The organism is Spirosoma horti (assembly GCF_054776595.1).
Genome location: NZ_BAAHBQ010000003.1, coordinates 855,632 through 876,617 on the forward strand (window position 1 = coordinate 855,632; position 20,986 = coordinate 876,617).

The window sequence follows — 20,986 nt, forward strand, 5'->3', positions numbered from 1 at the left end:
ACTAGTTCAACGAAAAGGCGATGTAGTTTCCTCCTATTTTCTGCCCTCGTCCTCCACCAGCGGCAATAACGATGTATTGCTTGCCATTTGCTTCGTAGCTGATGGGTGTTGCGAAACCACCCGCCGGAAGCTGGTACTCCCAGACAACCTTTCCCGTTTTTTTGTCGAACGCCCGAATTTTTTCATCTTTCGTTCCGGCAATAAATACCAGTCCTCCAGCCGTAGCCAGGGGCCCTCCGTAGCTGTCGGTTCCGGTAGTGGGAACGCCTTTCTTCGCCAGTTCCGGGTATTCGCCCAGCGGAACCCGCCAGAGGTAGTCGCCGGTATTAAGATCAATGGCGTTTAATGTACCCCAGGGTGGTTTGATACCCGGATAGCCCTCTTTATCCGTAAAGCGCTGCCAGACTTTACTCACGTATGTGGGTACGTAAGGAAACCCTTCCTTACTCCCGGATGCGGGTGTATTGGCTGGCATTTGCGCAACTTTTGGGGATCCCGTTTCAGTATTCAGCAGAAAACGAAGAAGTGCATCACGATCTTTTTCCGACAGATGCCCAAACGACGGCATCCGACCGCTCCCGGTTTTTAGAATGGCTTTTATTTCATCCGGCGACCGCTTTTTACCTATATCGATGAGGGAAGGTAATTCAGCGCCACTTCCTCGTCGGTCCTGCCCATGACAGGCGGCACAGTTGGCGATATAGATAACATTGCCCGCCGTAACGGGGGTGGTCCGCTGAGCGAGGTCAGCCCGTTTGGTCATGACCAACTCCCAGGGCTCTTCGTTAACGTTCTGGAAAAGAATGCCTGACGGATCAATGGCATTGCCGCCCCATTCGGCCCCACCGCTGTACCCAAAAAGCAGCGTGCCTTTTTCGGACGGAGGAGCAAACTTATTATCCGTTTTGAGTTGGAGAAAACGCTCTTTTACGTATGCATGTGCTTCCGGCGAAAGATTGGTAATGTCCTGTTCCGTGTACACCTGGCGGGTTAGCGGCAGCGGTTTGATGGGGTATTTCTGCGTCGGCCAGGGGAATTCGCCCGGCAACCCATTGATTGGAACCTTGCGCTCTTCCACCGGAAATAAGGAGGTGCCCTTATCCCGGTCCAGTACATAAACCAGGCCATCTTTTGTTGTCTGCACAACGGCGTCCACCCGCTTCCCGTTGCGATTCAGCGTAATCAAGTTCGGTGGACAGGGATGATCCCGGTCCCAAAGGTCATGGTGAATGGTCTGGTAGTACCACTTGAGCTTGCCCGTTTCGGCTTCCAGGGCCATGATGCAATTGGCAAACAGATTCTGCCCTTTGCGATCTCCGCCATAAAAATCGGATGCCGGGGAGCCTGTGCCGAAATACACGACGCCCCGCTTTTCATCGAGCGACATGCCACTCCAATTGTTGACAGCCCCTATTTTCTTGTAGGCATCTTTCGGCCAGGTGTCATACCCGAACTCACCCGGCTGTGGAATGGTGTGAAACACCCACTTCAGCTTACCCGAAACTACGTCGAAAGCCCGTATGTGACCGGGAGCGGCATCACCCGACTCCGATACACTCGACCCAATGATAAACGTATTCTGGTACACAATGCCTGGAGATGTTGCATTCACCGACAGCTTACTCACATCATGGTCCAGGTTGGTTTGCAGGCCCTCATGTAAATCCGCTTTACCATTGGTACCAAAGCTGACTATAGACGCACCGGTCTCAGCATTGACGGCATACAGACTGGAGCCAACCGTATACAAGATCCGTTTGTCGGACCCACTTCGCCAGTACACAACTCCGCGGTTGGAATTGCGTCGATCATCACGGGCCGGTTCGAATCGCCAGAGCTGTTCACCCGTTCCCGCTTTGAGGGCAAACAAGTTCAGGTCCGGCGTCGTACCATACAGAACCCCATCCACTACTATGGGCTGGCACTGAATAGCCCGATCGCGTCGACGTCCGTTGGCATCGGGTTTTTCAGAGGCATCATACATCCAGGCAACCTGCAGGTTGGCTACGTTCCGGGTGTTGATCTGAGTTAAGGGCGAATACCGATTCCCTGCTTTATTTCCTCCATAATTAGGCCAATCCTTACCCGTCGATAAAGGGCCCTCGCCTGTTATCATACTAGCCGCAAAAACGCTACTTACTACCAGCCCAATGACTGCTCTCTTTCGGTCCAATCGAATCATAGAAATCAGTGTATAACGAACTACTTATTTAGCAATAATCTGGCTAGTCAGGAGGGATCGAATTCACGTTCGTCATAAAGACACATTAAGGACGAAAATGGATAAAGAGCAGGCGCTGCCGACGCTAATTTTCTATCAACAAGTAAAAAATAAATTTACCGCATCCTGCCTTCCTGACGACTGGAATTTAGGTACGCTACCATAGCCAGCGCTTCCTTATTGGCAGCATCGATTGTCAAAACTTTTTGTATATATTTTGAGGCCCCTTTTGCATTATCCATCTGAACATATGCAGTGGCAATTTGATTTAAAATCGATACATCAGCAGAATCAATTACGCAACGTTTTTTTAGAGAAATAATCTGTTCTGCTGTTGCTTTAACCGAATTCAAATCGAATCGGGATTGATTATTTTGACTGGCATAATCCAGATAAGGCATAGCGTCGCCAGGTCGATCAAGCTGGAGATAAAGCACGAAGAGATGCCGTGCTTTATCAAAGGTCGGAGACAACGCAAATGCTTTTTTAAAGTAGAAGATTGCCGTTTCCTGATCATTCAACTCGCCACTGAGCATGGCTGCCTTTTCATAATAACGGACGTCAGTGGGATACTCCAACACGAGTGCTTCGACAACTTTTCGCGCGTTGCCCAATGCGCGACTGCGCATGTAAAAATCATACAGATGACTCAGAGCATCGCTCCAGGACATCTGCTGCGTCATCAGGCTGTAGGCTAATTTTTCTTCTACCGATTCAACGGTAAACGATTGAGCCGACATCACTTCGTTAAACGGCCAGTTTCGTTTCAGATTAGCGACCTTGTACAGGCCCGCCAACGAATCTACTTTGGTTATGGGCATGTCACGAAGCAACTGAGCCAAACTCATCTCCCGTTCATCCTTTATCGGGATAAGTTTTGCCTGCTTCAGCGCATCATAAAATGCATCTGACAATAACGCGTAGCCTTTCAGATTCGGGTGAACATGTTCCATAATCAGCTCATCGCCAATAATTTCATTTTGAGAATGGGCGTCAAAAAGGGCTTTGGTATCTACGAAATGGGCGTTTTTGTAGGATTGGCATAACTGGTGGATAATGCTATTCAGGGCTTCGGGAGCTCTGAACCGCAGGCCATCCAGATCTTTCGCTCTGGAAAAATACCGCTTTGCCTGTTCTGGATTTCCCTGCAAATAAGCCGTTCGCCCCAAGTAATACGTACAAAGGGCATGGTTGCTATCCAACTGATTGGCCGCACTGAGGTACGAGTAAGCGAGCGGTAGATTGCCTTTCGTAAGCGCCATCAAGCCAAGGTTGTAGGTCTTGTTGAACGTGAATGATTTACCTTTTTCGACAGGAAAACTTACGAACGGTTTCAGGTCCTTTTCATTGCTGACCAGGTTACTGACAAAGACAGGGATATTCCGTTTTGCAAGCAGGTGAAGGGTTCGATCCATATTCCGGCGGAATTGGTCTACTCCTCGTTCATAGAGGGTTGACTGATATGGAATTCGTTGATCAGCCACCATCAGTTTCATTCTCGTACCGCCTGAAACCGGCTTATAACCACCACTGATACGTTGTATGGATTCGTACCCATTCGTCAGCAATTGCACGAGCCGGAATTGGCGTAGGTAAAGAATTAACTCTACCAGTTGAGGTGTGCCACCAATGTGTTCTGTCGAGCCAACGCCAAGCGCCCCGTAGTATTCATTATGACCCGTATAGATCAAAACGGCGTCTGGTTCATAATCGATTAATTCCTTGGCAAACCCGAAGACTGTATACGAATTAACAGCCGTCAGCGAGAGGTTAATAATGTCAAAATTCCGACTGGGAAATGTGTGCGTTAAACGATACTGAAGCCAGCGATGAAAAGATCCGTTGTGAAAATAAGGATATCCAATTGTCGTGGATTCACCCAAAATAAAAATGCGTACGGTATTTTTATTCTTCTTCTTTTTAAAAGGCTCACTATTGCCTTTCGTCGCTATTTTTTGATTCGTAAAATATTTCCTGGATGCATCCGGATTTAAAACATAATAATCCTTATCCTCCGGGCATTCAACAAATAGATCTACATTGTGACCATACCCAAAAAGACGCAGTAAAATTTCAACGAGAACCAATAAAAGAAAAGAGACTAAAACACTCAAGACTTTTAATAGAACAATTCGCGTTGATGATCGCTTTTTCGGTGAAGTATTGTCTTTAGGCGTGTTCATTTGTAACGTAATAAAGAGCGGTCTATCTTCCCTCGAAAAGCCTTCCTGGTTTGTAAAAAGCATAGCAGAAATTCCACTATGCTTTCTAATCCAACCTATAATAAACAAAAATTGACCAGGGGCAGTCAACGGCTAATCGGCATACAATGTTGCCGTGAGCGCCCCTGGTACTCCATTTCAGTAGCCGTCATTTTGCGTCCAGGTCGGATTTCTGGCCATTTCATTCACAGGAATGGGGGCCAGATATTTCTGGGCGAAATTTGTATTCGCTGGAATTGGGTTTTCAGCCGAACTTCGGGCGGCTACAATCTGAGGTAACAGTTGTAATCGAACAATATCAAACCACCGTACCCCGAACTCGCCCGCAAATTCATACGCTCGTTCATAGACGACCGCATCCCGGAAAGCAGTTGCCGAAAGACCAGGAGTCAGATCAGACAAACCCGCCCGTTTCCGTACCTGATTTATGGCACTGTAGCTTGCTGCGGTAGGACCACCAGCGGCCATTGCCGACGCTTCGGCATAAATTAACAGCACCTGCGGGTAGCGGATGATATCATACACTTTGTTGGTGCTGGGATTAATGGACTCAATGGTCGTCTCCGTTTCCGAAACACCATCCCCATTTAAGCCAGCCCGGAACTTCCTGTAATAGGGATGGCCAGCATGCGTTTCGGGCGAATCCCAGGGAACCAGTTTAAACGTTTTCCCATCGGGTTGACGCAGCTTGATCGTTGTGTAAAACGTAGCATCCGTCCGGGGGCATTTGGGGGCGTTTTTGTAGAAATTGATTTCCGGATAATAGTCATCCCAGCCACTCGAGCCGTTCGTAGCAACTTCGTCGAGGGGTACCGACGATGAACCCGAACTACGCAACGGAAGCCCTCCGCTTACATTATACTGTAAACCAAAAATAGATTCGGTGGTATTGTTGGTCGTGAACACGCTGGCGTAAGGCGTATTGAGGTTGTAGACGGCCGCTTGAATAACGGCGTTGGCTTCGTCAGCAGCCAGCTTGTAATTGCTCTCCTGCTTGAGTGGCCAGCCCGTCATGGTCAGGTATACATCAGCCAGAAGTGAGCGGGCTGCCATCTGGTTTGCTCGGCCCGGTTGATTCGGGAACGAAACGGGCAGGAGTTCCTTCGCTTTCTGCAAATCGCTGATGATAGCCGCGTACACTTTATCGACCGGGTCGCGCTGAGGTCTGTCGTTCACATCGATTTGGGTCAGAATAATGGGCACAGGGCCGAACGTTCTAACCAGGTAATAGTACCCCAGGGCCCGCAGGAAATACGCCTGACCGGCTGCCTGATTTTTCTGAGCATCGGTAGAATTTACCTTTGTATAATTGGCAATTACGTTGTTGGCCTGATAAATCCCCTGCCAGGGACCTTGCCATTGAGCGACCAGACTCAGGTTACCACTGCCACCACTCAGGCGGTCGAACAGTCGAAAATCTTCTTTGTTCAGGCCAGGATCGGTTGTAAAGTCATCCGAGCCAAAATAAGACGTGCTCCGGTTGGTAAAACCCCAGGCACCATCCCGCGCAAACTGGATGTAAATAGCCGATACGGATGCATCCAGATCCGACTGCGTTTTGAAATAGGTTCCGGGTGTCAAACTGCCTTTTGGATCCTCCACGAGACTCTGACAGCCGCTAACCAAAATCAAGGCAAGAAAGACAAGGTATAAGGAATAGTTGGTGTTCATGATTTTGTCTTCTGATTAGAATTTTAATCGTACATACAGCTCTTATAAACCAAGGCGGAATCCAATTGTATAGGTTTTGGGGTTTGGGATAACGCCCATTTCCAGCCCCTGCGTGATGGCATTCGTTCCGTTTGAGACTTCCGGATCATAGCCAGGGTATTTCGTGATCATGAACAGATTCTGACCACTTACATACACCTCGAGGTTGCGTACTTTTGCCTTTTTCAGCAGATTATCAGGTATCCGATAGGTCAGCGACAGGTTCTTCAGCTTCGTATAGCTACCGTCGTACACGTAGCGGCTACTGTTGTTGAAGTTCTTGCTGGTGCTGCTAAATGCCGGGTTATCAGTCTGATTTTGGGCCGTCCAGATGTTCAGCGCTTCGGTGGTTGTCGCGTTTCGCTGATCGCCTAATCCACCCCACAGGTATGCCAGTGTTTGTGAGTAAATCTGGTTGCCGTGCGTTCCCTGAAACATAAAGCTGAGCGTAAAATTGCCGTAGTTGATGTCATTGATGAACCCAAACGAGTAGGCAGGCGTCCCATTTCCGATGGATACTCTGTCGGCCGCCGTGTAGGCATGATCGCCATCTACATCCACGTATTTAGCGTCGCCTGGTTTCATCCCAAATTGGGACGCCTGGTCCGCTTCGCTCGTTTTCCAGGTCCCCAGGAACTGGTACCCGTAAAACTCACCCAATGGCCGGCCGACCCGCAGAATAGACGCACTGTTCAGCGCCGATCCAACCCCGTTTACGATAACATTGTCAAGGCCACCCAAACTTGTCACCTTGTTGCGGTTGAAGGAAATGTTGAAATTGCTGGTCCAGCGTAGTTTTCCGGTGGCGACTGGGGTGCCGCTCAGCGAAAACTCAAGGCCCTTGTTTTCAACACTGCCAATGTTGCGGAGATAATCGCCCCCACCCAGATAGAAAGGTGCCTGATAACTGTACAGCAGATTGCTGATGTTTTTCAAATAGGCATCGGCGGTAAATCGTAAGCGTCCGTTCAGAAACGACGCGTCGATACCCGCATCATATTGCGTTGTGGTTTCCCATTTGAGGCTATTGGAGACTGGTGCGCCAAGTGGGGTTGCCACGCTGGGGGTTGAGCCATCGAAATAGTAGGCTGGCTGGCCTCCACCCGTGGTGATCTGGGCAATGGTAGCATACGCCCCTACAGCCTGATTCCCTGTTTGCCCGTAACTGGTTCTGATTTTCAGGTCAGAAAACAATTTTGAGTTTTGCAGAAAGCTTTCTTTCGACAGGTTCCAGGCCAGAGCCAGAGACGGGAAGGTACTGTACTTCTCGGTCAGGTGCGACGAGCCATCGACACGAACGCTGGCGGTGAGCAAATACTTTTCTTTATAGGCGTAGTTGACCCGGCCCATATAGGATTGCAGGGCGTCGGCGGAGTAACCGGATGACGTAAACTGCGTTCCACCCAAACTTAAGTTGTAGTATCCCAGCGAATACGTCGACAGGTTGTTCGCCCGGGCGTTTGCCGATAAGCCCTGTCCCTGCTGCTGTTCATACAGTGCCGTTACGGTAATGGCATGATCGCCAAAATCACCTCTGTACGTCAGGAAGTTACTATTTTGGAAATTCCAGTTTCTAGACGAGTTGACCTGCGCATACAATACACCATTGCCCGTACCTGGCCCAAACAACGTCTGGTTAAATGGCGACGAGATCTGATACGTCGTATTCGTAGTGAAAGTAAGCCCTTTCAGAATCTGGTACGTCAGGATACCCGTTCCCGCAATGTTTGTATTCCGGCCTTCATCGAACTGACCAAGTGCCCGAGCCACGGGGCTATACTGAATGGACGCGTAAGGCGCGGTGTAGACGAGTGCTCCCGTTGCCGGATCCCGTACGGGTGAGGTCGGATCCCATTCGGTTGCCTGGGTAAAGGGGTCGGTCAGGTCACCGGAGTAGTTCGTATTGCGGTTTTGGGGCACCACAGCCGCTACGTTAAACTTCAGGTTGATCTTTTCGTTGATCTTGGCGTCGATGTTTGCCCGAAAGGTGGCCCGTTTGTAATACTGATTGAGAATTAAACCGGGCTGATCAAGGTAATTGGCGGAGATCAGATACCGAACCGCCGACGATCCTCCGGATAAATCGATCTGGTAGTTTTGAACAAGTGGCTCCTGATGCAGTTCACGCTGCCAATCGGTACCGCCATTGGCTTTCAGTTGCTGTAGCCGATCGTCCGAAAAAGCGGGCGGGTTGCCCGTCGAGGCAAACTGTGTATTAACCGTACGCGCGAAGTCATAGGCGTTCATTAAGGAGAGTTCCCGGGGCATCATCGCTTTGCTGACCCACGTACTGACATTAATTTTGGCTTTGCCTTCCTGACCCGATTTCGTCGTGATGAGAACGACGCCATTCGAACCCCGAGAGCCATAAATCGCCGTTGCCGAAGCATCCTTCAGAATTTCCAGCGATTCGATATCATTTGGGTTGAGCGACTCAATATTCCCGCCGATAAACCCATCGATAACATACAAAGGGTCGTTAGAACCCGTTATGGAGTTTGCGCCCCGAATACGAACGCTCAAACCACGGCCTGGCTGTCCGCTACTGCTGGCCACAACAACCCCGGATGTCGTACCTTGTAAGGCCTGTTCGACCCGTATCAATGGTCGTTTGGCAATTTCTTTCGCCGTAACCGTACTGGTAGCACCTGTCACGTCGCTTTTGCGCTGTTCGCCGTAACCGACTACCACAATTTCCTGTAAACCACGCTCACTGACTTTCAGCGTCACATTTAAGGCTGCCAGATCGCCCGGCTTAACCTCCTGCGTTTCATAACCGACAAAGCTGAAAACCAGCGTCGTCGACTTATCGGGTACCTCAATCTGAAATTGCCCGTTCGGATCCGTTGTCGTTCCCCGCTGGGTACCTTTTACTACGATGCTCACACCAGGTAACGCTTCGCCTTTTTCGTCTGTGACTTTACCGGTTATCGGAATTAACACGTGCCGGATAGCCTGCACTCGATCAACCAGTTGATTGAGTGTCCGGCGCTCAAAATCTGCACTGGCCTCCAGATTTAGCCCACTTTTAGCATCGGGAAAGAGCGACTGCAACTCACTAACTGGTTTGTGGCTGGTAGCATTCTCCTTCCTTTTGATGACAATGGTTTTGCTGACTATGGAATAGCTCAGCGGCTGGTTTTTAAACACTTCCTCCAGCACGGTTTCCAACGGCGTATTTTTCAGGTGAACCGTGACCCGCTTGCTGCTGGCCAACAAATTCGTTTGCAGGAAGAAGGAGTAACCAGTCTGCTTTTCCAGCTTATCCAGTACTTTTTCAAGCGGTGCATTCCGTTCATTAATTGAAATCAACTGGCTATAACTGGCTGCGTACACATGCAGACAGGCAACCAATATGAATATGCTGATAAAATTGAGCCGCATAATCCATTTTCGTTTCGTATCCCGACTCATAGGAATTAATCGGGAAGTCATTCGCTGCCTAAGCTGTGCCCATGGTTCAGATTGCCACAGCCGTAGGTAAAAAGTAGAATAATTCATACTTTTATGCTGGTTTTGGGGTTTATAAAAACTTGTACGTCAACAGGTTTGCTTTTCTGTTTCTTGACAGATGAATCCCATCATTGGCCGGAAGTGCTCGCAACACGTTCCGGCTTTTTTATGAGATCCGCGGTGGCTATTCCGAGCCTTGCCCGGTTTAGCGATGGTCGATCAGGATTTAACGGTTATTTTTTTTCCTTCGATTATAAAGTTGATACCACTTAACTGGAGAATCTGAAAAATCTGGGAGAGCGGTACATCCCTGGAAATCTTACCTCTGAATTTTGTGTCCGGCAACTTGCCCTGGAAATCAACCTGAACATCGTACCAGCGGGAAATCTGGCGCATGATCGTGGGCAAATCGGTATCTTTAAACTGGAACTGCCCATTCTTCCAGGCTATCGTTTCTTCCAGATCTACTTTCCTGATCAGATTAAGTCTGCGTTTTGCATCGGCAGTGAGCTGAGCCTGTTCGCCAGGGGAAAGAATAACTTCGGCTGAACTTTCCGCTCGATGAGCGTTGGTTTTTATAACCTTTACTTTGCCTTCCAGCAGGGTTGTTTTTACGCTGCTTTCGTCAGCGTAGCTATTGATGTTAAAATGCGTACCCAACACTTCAACAACCTGGCTAGCCGAACGCACCCGGAAAGGCAGCGCCTGCTTTTGCGCATTTTTTTGTGGCACTATTTCAAAGTAAGCTTCGCCCGTTAGCGTCACCATCCGCTCGTTCCCTACAAATTTGGTTGGGTATTTTAGCGATGAAGCCGCATTAAGCCAGACTTTACTTCCATCGGGCAGGACAATCCGAAACTTGCCGCCACGTGGGGTAGTAATGGTATTATAGCTGAGTGGTGTATCAGGTAGTTTGGCCGAAGCCGTTGCGGAGCTTTCTCCATACAACAGTTGCCCATCAGCCGTTTTTGTAATGATGACGTCAGCTTGTCTGGCAATCTGTCCATCAGCGACATCATCAAGGATTATTTCTGACGCATCGGCCAGGGTCAGAACTGCCTTGTTGCTACCGGGAGCAACATCGGCTGGCTGCTGAGCAACCGGATTTGTGGGCTGCGATTGGCGGTTGAAGGGGTAAATTAGAAGCCCGGCTACAAGTAGCACGACAGCGGCTGCCACGTAACGAAGTGAACGTGTACCTATATACGACTTCTGGCTGGTTGTATTATATCCTGTTCCGGAGGCTATTTTCTCCCAGGCCTCTGCTTTGTCAATTGAACCGAATTTTTCCAGTTCATTCGTAACAGTCGCTTCCTGCGTCAGCCTGACGAATAGGGCTTGATTATGATCGCTTTGCGCAATCCAATCGTTCAGTTCTTCGCGTTCGAGATCGCTCAAATCCCCTTTAAGGTATTTAGCAATCAGATCGCCCTGTCTGAAATAACGACTATAATTTTCCATGGCCTTGCTTTACTCCATAGAGACACGCGAGCCAGAGAATAGGATAAAGTGAATATAAAATTTAATGTATTATTTATCGAATTAAAAAGAACGGAAGAAACCCAATCATACCCGCCTGGCTTTTCTGGCATTTACGTTAGCGTGATGGTCCCAAGGGTGAGTAAGACGGCGAGTAATTCTGGCGAAAGCCGTAACCTTAACAACTCGAGCGCCCGTTGCTTTTGCTTTTTAACGGTATTGATCGACATGTTTAGTTCATCCGCAATTTCCTGGTTCTTTTTACCTTCCAGATAGCTCATTTTGGAGATTGTGCGGTAATTGGCGGGCAGCGATTCAATGGCCGAATAAAGTTCAGCCATGACTTCAGAAGAAATAATCGCATCCATGATGGTCAGTTCTTCCGTTTCCGAAAACCCATGCTGCTCCCGGTAGTCATCCACTACTTTATTATGTCTGATAACGTTTAGACTGGCATTTCGCACTGTACTATAAAGGTAGTTTTTGATGGCCACTTTATTAGGAAATATGGCCTCTCGCTCCTGCCAGTATTTTATAAATGCATCCTGCGTAATATCCTGCGCCTGCCCCTGATCCCGTATTATCTGTACAGAAAAATAGACAAGCCGATCATAGTATTCCTTGAAAAGAGAGTCCAGCTCCAGTGACTCTGAAGCCCCTACTGGACTTTTTTTCGTCAAGGTCAGTTGCTTTAGCACACCCATAGCGCGGTGAATTTTACATATGAAAAGCAGAATTGCCGGTTTGATACTTGCTTCTATTGACTAAGAAATTCTGATTTTAATCAAGATTTATTAGCTAGTAGCCATTTATTATCAATTTGTCCATTTAGATAAAAGCAAGATTAGTAAACCCATTCTGGATTAATAATTTCAAAAATCCATTATTTTCCTGGATTAATCCGGCACAAAATACAGCAGCGTACCTTAATAAAATCTTTATAAAACCTTAATTATGAAAATTGACTCGTTGAAATGTCAAAATAATGAGCAGAATAGTATCCTGAAATACACAGGAAGGTTCAGTCGATGATGGACGAAAATGGCTGTTCGTATTCTTCGCCGTAGATGGCTTTGTAGTCCCGAATAAATCGTTCGAAGGTGTTTTTTGCCAGGGTGTGTTTGCCCATCAACGACAGCGCCTTACATTTTAGAATGATAGCATCTTCGCTGACAGGATCGTAATCAAAAATGAAATTTGTAATCTGGATCAAATGCTCCGGGTTTTCGCTGATCGTTAGCGTATCGGTGTACTTTAGGAATGTATTGATAATCTTATTGGAAATATCCGCCCTGAAATCGTCCAGCCAGTGATACTCCGTATTTTGCAGAAAAGGACCTCGTTTTGTGATTTCGCCCAACTCAATGATGGCCTGTTTCGTTAAAACAGCCTTGTCATTGATAATAGCCATGTACCGTTCATAATCAAGATAGAGCGGCTGGCTGAAATTGAAGTCTATTTTCCAGTAGCCCGATTCCTTGGAAAGCGAGCAAAACTCTACCTTTTCCAATAGATTCCGCAGCTTCGTAATGTTAACCGAGCGATTGTTACTGGCTTCCCGGCCTGACTTATCAGGCCAGAGGATTTCATTTAATTTCTCGGAGGCAACTCCCTGCTGCTTGCCAATACTATTGAGCGACAAGAGTAGAAAAAGCTCTTTTAGTAAAGGAGTAAACGACTTTGTAATATCTGTACCCGAGTGATCAAGCACCTGAAAATTGCCAAAAAAGAAGATACTTGACGTCAACACGGGTTCCTTTGCCAAGTCAGGTCGAGTGAATGGAATTTCCGGCGTTATCAGTGAAATGAGCTGTGACTGGTTGTCGGTTGATAACGCCTGTTGGTGAGCAGGAACCGATTCGGGCTTTTGCGCCTTGCCTGTCCGTTGACGCTGTTGACGAGCATACAGGAAAATGGCTACTCCCAGAATAATGAAAGCAAGCCACCAATAGGAAATTGCTTCTTGTTCTGCCTGATGTGCCTGAACGGTCAGCGCACTTGGGGGGAATGAAATCGAGTACAGCTTTACGTCAGTCGTATTGTTAGCCTCGTTATGATACAGGGTTACAGCAATTAGCTTTTGGCTGATCCGACAATAGTACAAATCAGCGTACGCGTGTACATCATGAAATGAATAGGGGATAGTGTTGCCCAGCTTTTCATACGATGGCTTGGCCAACGACCCTCCAATCAACTGCAGCTCAGCTTTAAACTGCTGATTTGGGAAGATAAGCCCATAATACTGATTTGATTTCGCATCGATCGTCAGCGAATTGGCAAAGGCAAAATCTGTTTTTGGGACGTTCAACTCATAGACCTTTCGGAACGTATTTTCCTTGACCAGGTATTCCAGTAAATCATACGAATTTTTAGGATTAAGCATCTGTTCGCCCGTCAGACTGCCGTAGCCTCCGACTAGATAAGCTGTATCGAGCGAAGAAGTTGTTCCTAAAGCGGCCAGATAACGTGGCGTATAAGTATTACCGTTTGTAGTAAGGGTATCCCAGGTTTTGGAAGCGAATCGGTACCGCAGAATACTGTTTTTGTAGGTCAACTGCCCGTAGCCACCTAGAATGTATAACGATGAATCGGACCGGGAAATGAATTTATTGGCGTGCCAGTATTCGGTTACCTTAACCGCATTTGGGGTAATGGACTCGGCAGTCCAGTCTCCACTAGACGGGTTACAGCTATAGACGGACTTTTGATCGACAAAAAAGCTGTAGAGCCGGCCAGTAAACGGATTATAAATGCTCTGACTACCTTGAAACAGATTTTTCGGTGGGTTTTTGTGTAGTTTTATCGTGGCCTGATGCGTCCGAACGGCGTACTGATACAACTTATCGGAGCCAATGGCGTAAACCGTTTCGGTAATGGGATCAAAGGCAACATTTGCATAACCGTTTAGGGTAAACTGATCCTTTTTTTTCCACTCTGTATGCAGCGATTTAATCCAGACTGGATTTTTGACAGTGGCGATTTGCCCATCAACGTCATCTTTGGCTGTTACGCCGTTCACCTCCTGCAACGGCCAGTAGTGTTTTCGCTGGCCATTTTCTGTCAGCATAATGTCTTTAATGCTCATGGGCGGCAGGTCTTTCGATTTAAATTGCCCAAACTCATTACTGCCAAAAAATAACTTGAAACAGCCAGCCTCCGTAAAGGCAATCTTATCTCGGATAACCAGCTTATTATTAGAGAAAACAAGCAGCGAGTGCTGGCTCAGGTCCCATTTTATGGTAAACCGATTCCAGTGGTTAAACAGTTGGGCCGAGTCAATGCGGATAACCGATTCAGCCAGACGATCACCAATAATCATTTTGAAACTCCTGGACTTCTGATCGTACAGGAGATCAAGATTCTGCTTGTCCGCCTGAATGATTCTGAAAATGTAGCCGAAGTACGTTTGGTAGTTGGGGACTAGTGTCAGGTCGAACGAAAGTTCGACATTCCCTTTGAGGCATAATGAATGCTCAGGGGTAAGATTCAGTGAGGTGCGGTTATCCTGAATTTCTTCATGCCCCACAAATTGTAATCCATACGTTTGCGCCTGGATACTGGTCGAAGCCATCAACAGCGCTACTACGCTATACGTGATATTGCGTACGAATCGATGGTATATATATCGATAGATGGTCAAGGTTCTTTTGATTAGTCTGCCAATATCATTCAGCATCTACAATGAGACAGCTAAGTGGCGGTTTATTACTTTCTACTGAATGTATTAGTACAGGGTTTGCCCTATAGAATATTGGATCCAATTTACCGGATATTCATCAGCTATCAAAATGGCCTGTTTAATCAAAGAGTAATAAGAAAATTCACAAAATATACCATTTAAGTCTAATTATTAAGCATTTATTAAGATAATTTTAATCTCCTCCGGCGTTCTTAGCACCCTGTTTTAATCCAAATAAATCAGGGCTTATGCAAATAGATTTATCTGTCAATAGGAAAACAAAGAGAGCAATTCAGCAATCGATTTGGGTGGTTTTACTACTAAACGTAGCACTCACGCTAGCCGCAGAAGCTCAGCACTTACTAGCTCGTCGGACCAACGCATTCCCGAATACGCGAATGAACGGAGGATCAGCTTCAGCGTTGAATCAGGCTCCAATGGACCGAACGATTACCGGTAAGGTTGCCGATGAAAAAGGAAGTGCCCTGCCGGGCGTAAGCGTTGTCCTGAAAGGTTCGACTCGCGGTACAACAACAAATGAAAAAGGAACTTACGCTTTAACGATACCGAACGGGCAGGCTATGCTGATTTTTTCGTTTGTCGGCTACGAGTCGCAGGAAATTGAGGTCGGGAATAAGAGCAGTATCGACATAACCCTGAAAGAAGATGCGAAGGCCCTGAATGAAATAGTTGTGGTCGGCTACGGGGTTCAGAAAAAAGTGAATGTTACAGGTGCGATTACCACCGTTGCCAATAAAGAGTTGGTGATCAATGCCAACAGCGATGTGACCAATACACTAACGGGCCGGGCACCCGGTGTTCGGGTTACCCAACTATCCAGCCAGCCAGGTAAATACGACTCGCAGATTGACATCCGGGGCTTCAGTTACACCGACCCCAATGACATTGGCGGGAACCAGACGGGCGGGCCACTGATTATTGTCGACGGAGTTCAGCGCGATAAATCAGGTTTCGACCGATTGGACCCGAACGAGATTGAAAGTGTCTCTGTCCTGAAAGATGCGACAGCGGCTATCTACGGAGTGAAGGCGGCCAATGGCGTTATTCTGGTCACCACGCGAAAAGGAAGTCAGGGCAAAGTGCAGGTAAACTACACAGGGCATTACGGGCAACAGATTATAACCCGGTATCCACAGCTTTCGAATGCTTACCAGTATGCCACCCTCTACAATGAGCAGCAAATCAATAATAATATCAGTAACCGGCTGGAAAGGACTCCCCCAAAATATTCGGATCAGCAACTGGCCGATTTTCAGAGCGGCAAGCTACCCAATACCGACTTTCTGAAAGCGGTAATGCGCGACCGGGCGGGACAGCAGCAACATAACCTGACTATCAACGGTGGCACCGACAAGCTCCGGTATTTTGCATCGGCCGGGTATTTCAACGAAGGTGGCTTGTTCAATTCGGATATTATGACCGGCAAAAAATACAACCTCCGGTTAAACATTGACGCAGAGTTGACAAAAGGCCTCACAATGGGTGCCAATCTGGCCTTTATTAATTCCGTCAGCAAAGAGCCAAGTCAGGCAATCTGGGCCTTGTTAAAAAATACCTGGCAGTGGGACCCCACGGAACCGCTCTACTCGAATAATGACCTCAATTACTTACGTCAGCCGTTAAGTTCATTGAGTCATCCCATTGCCGATTTTTCGGAAGCCTATAGCGGGTATAATAAAAGCGATGATAAATTTCTGACCTCAACCTTCCAGCTAACCTATACTGTACCGTTCATAAAAGGATTAAGTGCCAAAGCGCAGTATGCGTACGACATCAATTATAGCTTTCGGAAGCAGTTTACCAAGAAATACAACCAATACGATTACGTAGTGGACCCCGGCACGAATCAACTGGCCCAGAAAGCGTACACGCATCTGGCTCCCTCCCGGTTAACCGAAGCGTTTGGGCAAGGTAAACGCAACGACATTCAGTTATCATTCAATTACCAGAATGCCTTTGGCAAGCATAATGTTGGTGCCCTAGGTCTATATGAGCAGATCGACCGGGAGAACAACAGTAACAACGCAAACACACAGTTTATTATTGACGCCGTTGATCAGCTCGTCGCCGGAAACCGAAAGACGGATGCCATTGGCTCGGGCTATAGCTCAAGCGCAAATATGAGCTACGTAGGTCGAGTGAATTACGATTACGCTGGCAAATACCTGGCAGAAGCTGGCTTTCGGTACGATGGTTCGTCCAGTTTCCCGAAGAGCAGTCGCTGGGGTTTCTTCCCATACGTCTCGGCTGGCTGGCGGCTTTCCGAAGAGCCCTTCATTCGTAATCATGCACCCTTTATCAGCAACCTGAAACTACGGGGTTCGTATGGTATTCTGGGGGATGATGGCATTTCAGGCGCTTCGTTCCAATTCCTGACCGGCTATACCTACCCAAGCAGTGGCTACCAGTTCGGAACAACGTTCGCAGGCGGTCTAGGCTTTAAAAATTCAGCGAACCCTAATATTACCTGGTACACCTCGACTACGACTGACTTCGGCATCGAAGGTTCCTTCTGGAATGGCTTACTATCGCTGGAAGCAGACGTTTTCCGGCGCGACCGGGACGGACTGCTGGCGGATCGTATTTCGACGGTTCCGGCTACCTACGGCGTAAACCTCCCTCAGGAAAACATCAACCAGGATCGTACGCAGGGATTCGAAATCGTGCTGGGGCACCGGAACAAAATCAAAGGTGTCAATTACTCAATTTCTGGCAACATGAGTTACGCCCGGACTCGCTACCGGTACCGGGAAGAGACACCTGCGAACAGCGATTATGATTTCTGGCGAAACCGGAATAGCGGCCGTTATAACGACATTGTTTGGGGCTACAAAACGGATGGGCAATTTACCAGTTACGAAGAAATCCGAAATTGGCCCATCATGGATGGGGCCGGTAACCGAACCGTTCTTCCCGGCGATATTCGATATATTGATTTGAATGGAGACGGCATTATTAATAACCTCGACGAAACGGTCATTGGTCGAGGACAAAGTAAACCCTCCATTTACTTTGGTACAAACATTACTCTGTCGTGGAAAGGCTTCGATGTCGCCGTTCTGTTCCAGGGCGCTACGATGTATCAAGTAGCTTATCAGGATCAGTTATCGCGACCCTTCTATTTTCAGACGGCCAACCCAATATCCATCTTTAACGACCGCTGGCACCGGTCCAACCTGGCGGATGCTGCCAGTGAATGGATTCCGGGCAAGTATCCCTCAACCGGCCAACGCCAGAATTACATGAGTAATGAATTCTGGCGGTTCGATGCCACCTACCTGCGCCTGAAAAGCCTCGAAGTCGGCTATAGTTTACCCAAAGATATGCTGGCCAAGATCCATGTAAGAGGCTTACGGGTGTTCGCCAATGGCTACAACCTCTACACGTGGTCGAAGGGACTTGATTTCGTCGATCCAGAATATACAGATGACCGGCTATACAGCTATAACTACCCACTGACGATGAACCTGAATCTGGGCGTCCAGCTTTCTTTTTAATCTGTAATCACCATGAAGAACTTAAAAAAATACCTTATTCTGCTCTGTTTCGGCGGCCTTTATGCTTGTAATGACAGCTTACTGGATAAAAAGCCGGTAGACCTATTAACCGCAGAGCAGGTTTATAACAGTCCGGAAGCGGTAGAAGCCTATTTCGCTACTCTATACAAGGATCTTCCCATCGAAGACTTCAGCTACTGCAACGGTCGTTTTGGCGAATTCCCCGGAAATGGCGATGGGTATACCTCCAACTGGACCTGGGAAACAACCAATTCAACCAATGCCTCAAACAACGACGAGAACTGGGGAAAGCTGTACCGAGCCATCCGTAACGTGAATACGTTCATTAAAGAGATTGCTACGGTCAATATTCCCGAGGCTACTAAAAATGCCTATGTTGCCGAGGCTAAATTCGTCCGGGCTTATTATTATCAGGAACTGGTGAAATTCTGGGGGGGCGTTCCCATTTTATTGGAACCGCAAACGATTACAAATGGCAATACCGCCGACTTGAATCTGCCCCGAAGTAAAGAAGCCGACGTGTGGGATTTGGTTAAATCGGACCTGGATTTTGCCGTCGCGAACCTGCCCATCACCAGCGTGTACGGTCGGGCTAACAAATATGTGGCCCTGGCATTACTGTCCAGAACGATGCTGCACGCTGGCTCTATTGCCAAATTTGGAACAGTGCAACTGGATGGACTGGTGGGCATTGATCCAGCAAAAGCCAACGGGTATTTGCTGGCGGCCTATGATGCCTCAAAAAAAATCATCGACGATGGTAAGTATAGCCTTTTCAATAAATATCCGAACGATAAGTCACAGAACTTTCAGATGCTTTTTTACGAACTCCAGGGGAATTCGGAAGCAATTTTTTGCAAAGGCTGGGATTATGAATCCACGCGCCGGACGCACTCTCAGGATTTGATGGCCTTGCCTATCGTGATCCAGTCCCCCATCGGGTATGCCAACCGCATGACACCGACGCTGGACATGGTCGAACGATTTGATTATGTAGATGGTACGCCCGGTACGCTGAACATCGGCACACCCACGGCCTACGTTCATTACAAAAGCCCTCAGGATGTTTTCAAAAATAAAGATCCCCGTTTTTTCGGATCCATCATTTCGACCGGTAGTCCCTTCAAAGGCGTTGACATAACGGGTCAACGGGGTGTTCTTTACAATGGCGTGAAGTATAATGGCACGGCGCTTAACCAGTATTTTGACATTGACAAGAAGCAGATTGTTGCAGCACCAACGACCAATTCGGTCCGGGCTACCGGAAACTCCAATAATGATGCGGTTACATTCTGGCAGAAAAAGTTTTTAGATGTTACTCGGCCCGCTAATTTATGCGTGGACTGGTCGTCGGAAACCGACTGGCTGGATATGCGGCTGGGGGAAGTGCTGTTAAATTATGCCGAAGCGGCTTTTGAAGTAGGGAAACCGGCTTCGGAAGCACTCACGGCGATCAATCAGCTCCGCTCTCGGGCGGGGGTTGTACCGCTAACAACAGTTGATCGGAACAAAATTCGGAAAGAACGCTCGGTAGAACTAGCTTTTGAAAACCGAACATTCTGGGATTTAAGGCGCTGGCGGACATTAACCACCGAATTCAGTGGCTGGATCCCCACTGGTCTCTATATCTACTACGACGTTAATGCGAAAGACTACGTCTTTGAAAAAACGCCGAATGGGGGTGGAAAAACCTATCAGATTAAGGATTATTACTTCCAGATACCTGCGTCTGAACGAAGCAAAGCTGGCTCTAAACTGGGCAATGGAAACCCTGGCTATTAACCGTATCAAACCATGAAAACACGACAACTTGCAGGTATACTTATTTTGCTGCTACCCATTGCGTTCAGTGGATGCAACAAATGGGACAACTTCGTTCAGCCCGAATCGGGTGTCTATGGAAAACTGACCGATGCAGAAAACGGCCAGTCACTAGAACTCCGGCAGCCGGGCGGAGGCACCGTGCGGTTTATCCAATGGGACAAAGTAAAGTATCCCAGTCCAGGAACGACTGATATTGAATTAAAAGCCAATGGCGAATTTTCGTCCACTCAGTTTTTTGCCGGAACTTACAAAGCCCTTCCACGCGACGGTGCTTTTCTGTATCAACCCGCCGATTCGGCAACGGTAAAATTGACGAGCGGAAACCGTACTGAGCTGAACTTTAAGGTCACTCCATTTTACCGGATTTCGGCAAGTGTATCCGATAGCACGTTTACCTACACCATTCGTAAACCAGCTGCCAATACGTCCACGAAGATTTCGCAGATTATCTTCATGATCAATGACTACGCCCTTGTTAATGAGAGTGTCAGCTCCAATGCATCAGGGTATTTCATCAACCTCTGGAGACAGGATATTTCGTCATCAACGGCTGATAGCAACATCGTAGGAGCACCCCGAACGTTCACGTTTAAATGGTCAGAAACCCATTTACCAAAAGGAGTGTACTATTTTAGAGTTGGTGTTAGAACAACAGACGTGGCAAAGTATAATTACAGCCCCGTCGTAAAAGCTACTGTTCGTTAATTTGTCTTCTTCAAACAAAAATTAGCGCTGGCTACAGATTAGCAACGCCTTTACTCATAATAATTCAGTAATAGCTCAAGACCATTCAATCGTATACAAGTGATTGTTCAACTAGCTACTTTTTACGTAAAAAGTAGCTAGTTGAACAATCACT

The 20,986-nt window shown here is 47.6% G+C and carries 10 protein-coding genes; 3 read left to right on the plus strand and 7 right to left on the minus strand.

Features of this window, described 5'->3' with window-relative positions; translation table 11 throughout:
• Nucleotide 1: 1 nt before the first annotated feature.
• The 7 genes from ACYVAM_RS11295 to ACYVAM_RS11325 form a co-directional block, all read right to left on the minus strand.
• Nucleotides 2–2,182, minus strand: a complete 2,181-nt coding sequence (locus ACYVAM_RS11295) for an outer membrane protein assembly factor BamB family protein (protein WP_461066923.1) — start codon at nucleotides 2,180–2,182, stop codon at nucleotides 2–4.
• A 155-nt stretch (nucleotides 2,183–2,337) separates the two neighbouring features.
• Nucleotides 2,338–4,467 carry a hypothetical protein gene (locus tag ACYVAM_RS11300; RefSeq protein ID WP_461066925.1) on the minus strand — a complete coding sequence of 710 codons (2,130 nt, stop codon included), beginning with the start codon at nucleotides 4,465–4,467 and terminating at the stop codon, nucleotides 2,338–2,340.
• Nucleotides 4,468–4,581: 114 nt separating this feature from the next.
• Nucleotides 4,582–6,114 carry a RagB/SusD family nutrient uptake outer membrane protein gene (locus ACYVAM_RS11305; protein WP_461066927.1) on the minus strand — a complete coding sequence of 511 codons (1,533 nt, stop codon included), beginning with the start codon at nucleotides 6,112–6,114 and terminating at the stop codon, nucleotides 4,582–4,584.
• A 42-nt stretch (nucleotides 6,115–6,156) separates the two neighbouring features.
• Nucleotides 6,157–9,567 (minus strand): TonB-dependent receptor, encoded by a 3,411-nt coding sequence (locus ACYVAM_RS11310; protein ID WP_461066929.1) that lies wholly within the window; start codon nucleotides 9,565–9,567, stop codon nucleotides 6,157–6,159.
• 258 nt (nucleotides 9,568–9,825) lie between these two features.
• A complete protein-coding gene (locus ACYVAM_RS11315) occupies nucleotides 9,826–11,067 on the minus strand; it encodes a FecR family protein (RefSeq protein WP_461066931.1) in 1,242 nt (413 codons plus the stop codon).
• Between the two features lie 131 nt (nucleotides 11,068–11,198).
• On the minus strand, nucleotides 11,199–11,783 hold the full coding sequence (locus ACYVAM_RS11320; RefSeq protein ID WP_461066933.1) for an RNA polymerase sigma-70 factor: 585 nt from the start codon (nucleotides 11,781–11,783) through the stop codon (nucleotides 11,199–11,201).
• A gap of 323 nt (nucleotides 11,784–12,106) precedes the next feature.
• Nucleotides 12,107–14,725 carry a galactose oxidase gene (locus ACYVAM_RS11325; protein ID WP_461066935.1) on the minus strand — a complete coding sequence of 873 codons (2,619 nt, stop codon included), beginning with the start codon at nucleotides 14,723–14,725 and terminating at the stop codon, nucleotides 12,107–12,109.
• 437 nt (nucleotides 14,726–15,162) lie between these two features.
• On the opposite strand from ACYVAM_RS11325, the gene ACYVAM_RS11330 reads away from it, so the two are divergent.
• From ACYVAM_RS11330 to ACYVAM_RS11340, 3 genes are read left to right on the plus strand one after another with little or no spacing between them, the layout of a single operon-like run.
• On the plus strand, nucleotides 15,163–18,282 hold the full coding sequence (locus tag ACYVAM_RS11330; RefSeq protein ID WP_461066937.1) for a SusC/RagA family TonB-linked outer membrane protein: 3,120 nt from the start codon (nucleotides 15,163–15,165) through the stop codon (nucleotides 18,280–18,282).
• A gap of 12 nt (nucleotides 18,283–18,294) precedes the next feature.
• Nucleotides 18,295–20,085 carry a RagB/SusD family nutrient uptake outer membrane protein gene (locus ACYVAM_RS11335; protein WP_461066939.1) on the plus strand — a complete coding sequence of 597 codons (1,791 nt, stop codon included), beginning with the start codon at nucleotides 18,295–18,297 and terminating at the stop codon, nucleotides 20,083–20,085.
• A gap of 12 nt (nucleotides 20,086–20,097) precedes the next feature.
• Nucleotides 20,098–20,832 (plus strand): DUF3823 domain-containing protein, encoded by a 735-nt coding sequence (locus ACYVAM_RS11340; protein ID WP_461066941.1) that lies wholly within the window; start codon nucleotides 20,098–20,100, stop codon nucleotides 20,830–20,832.
• The last annotated feature ends 154 nt before the right edge of the window (nucleotides 20,833–20,986 follow it).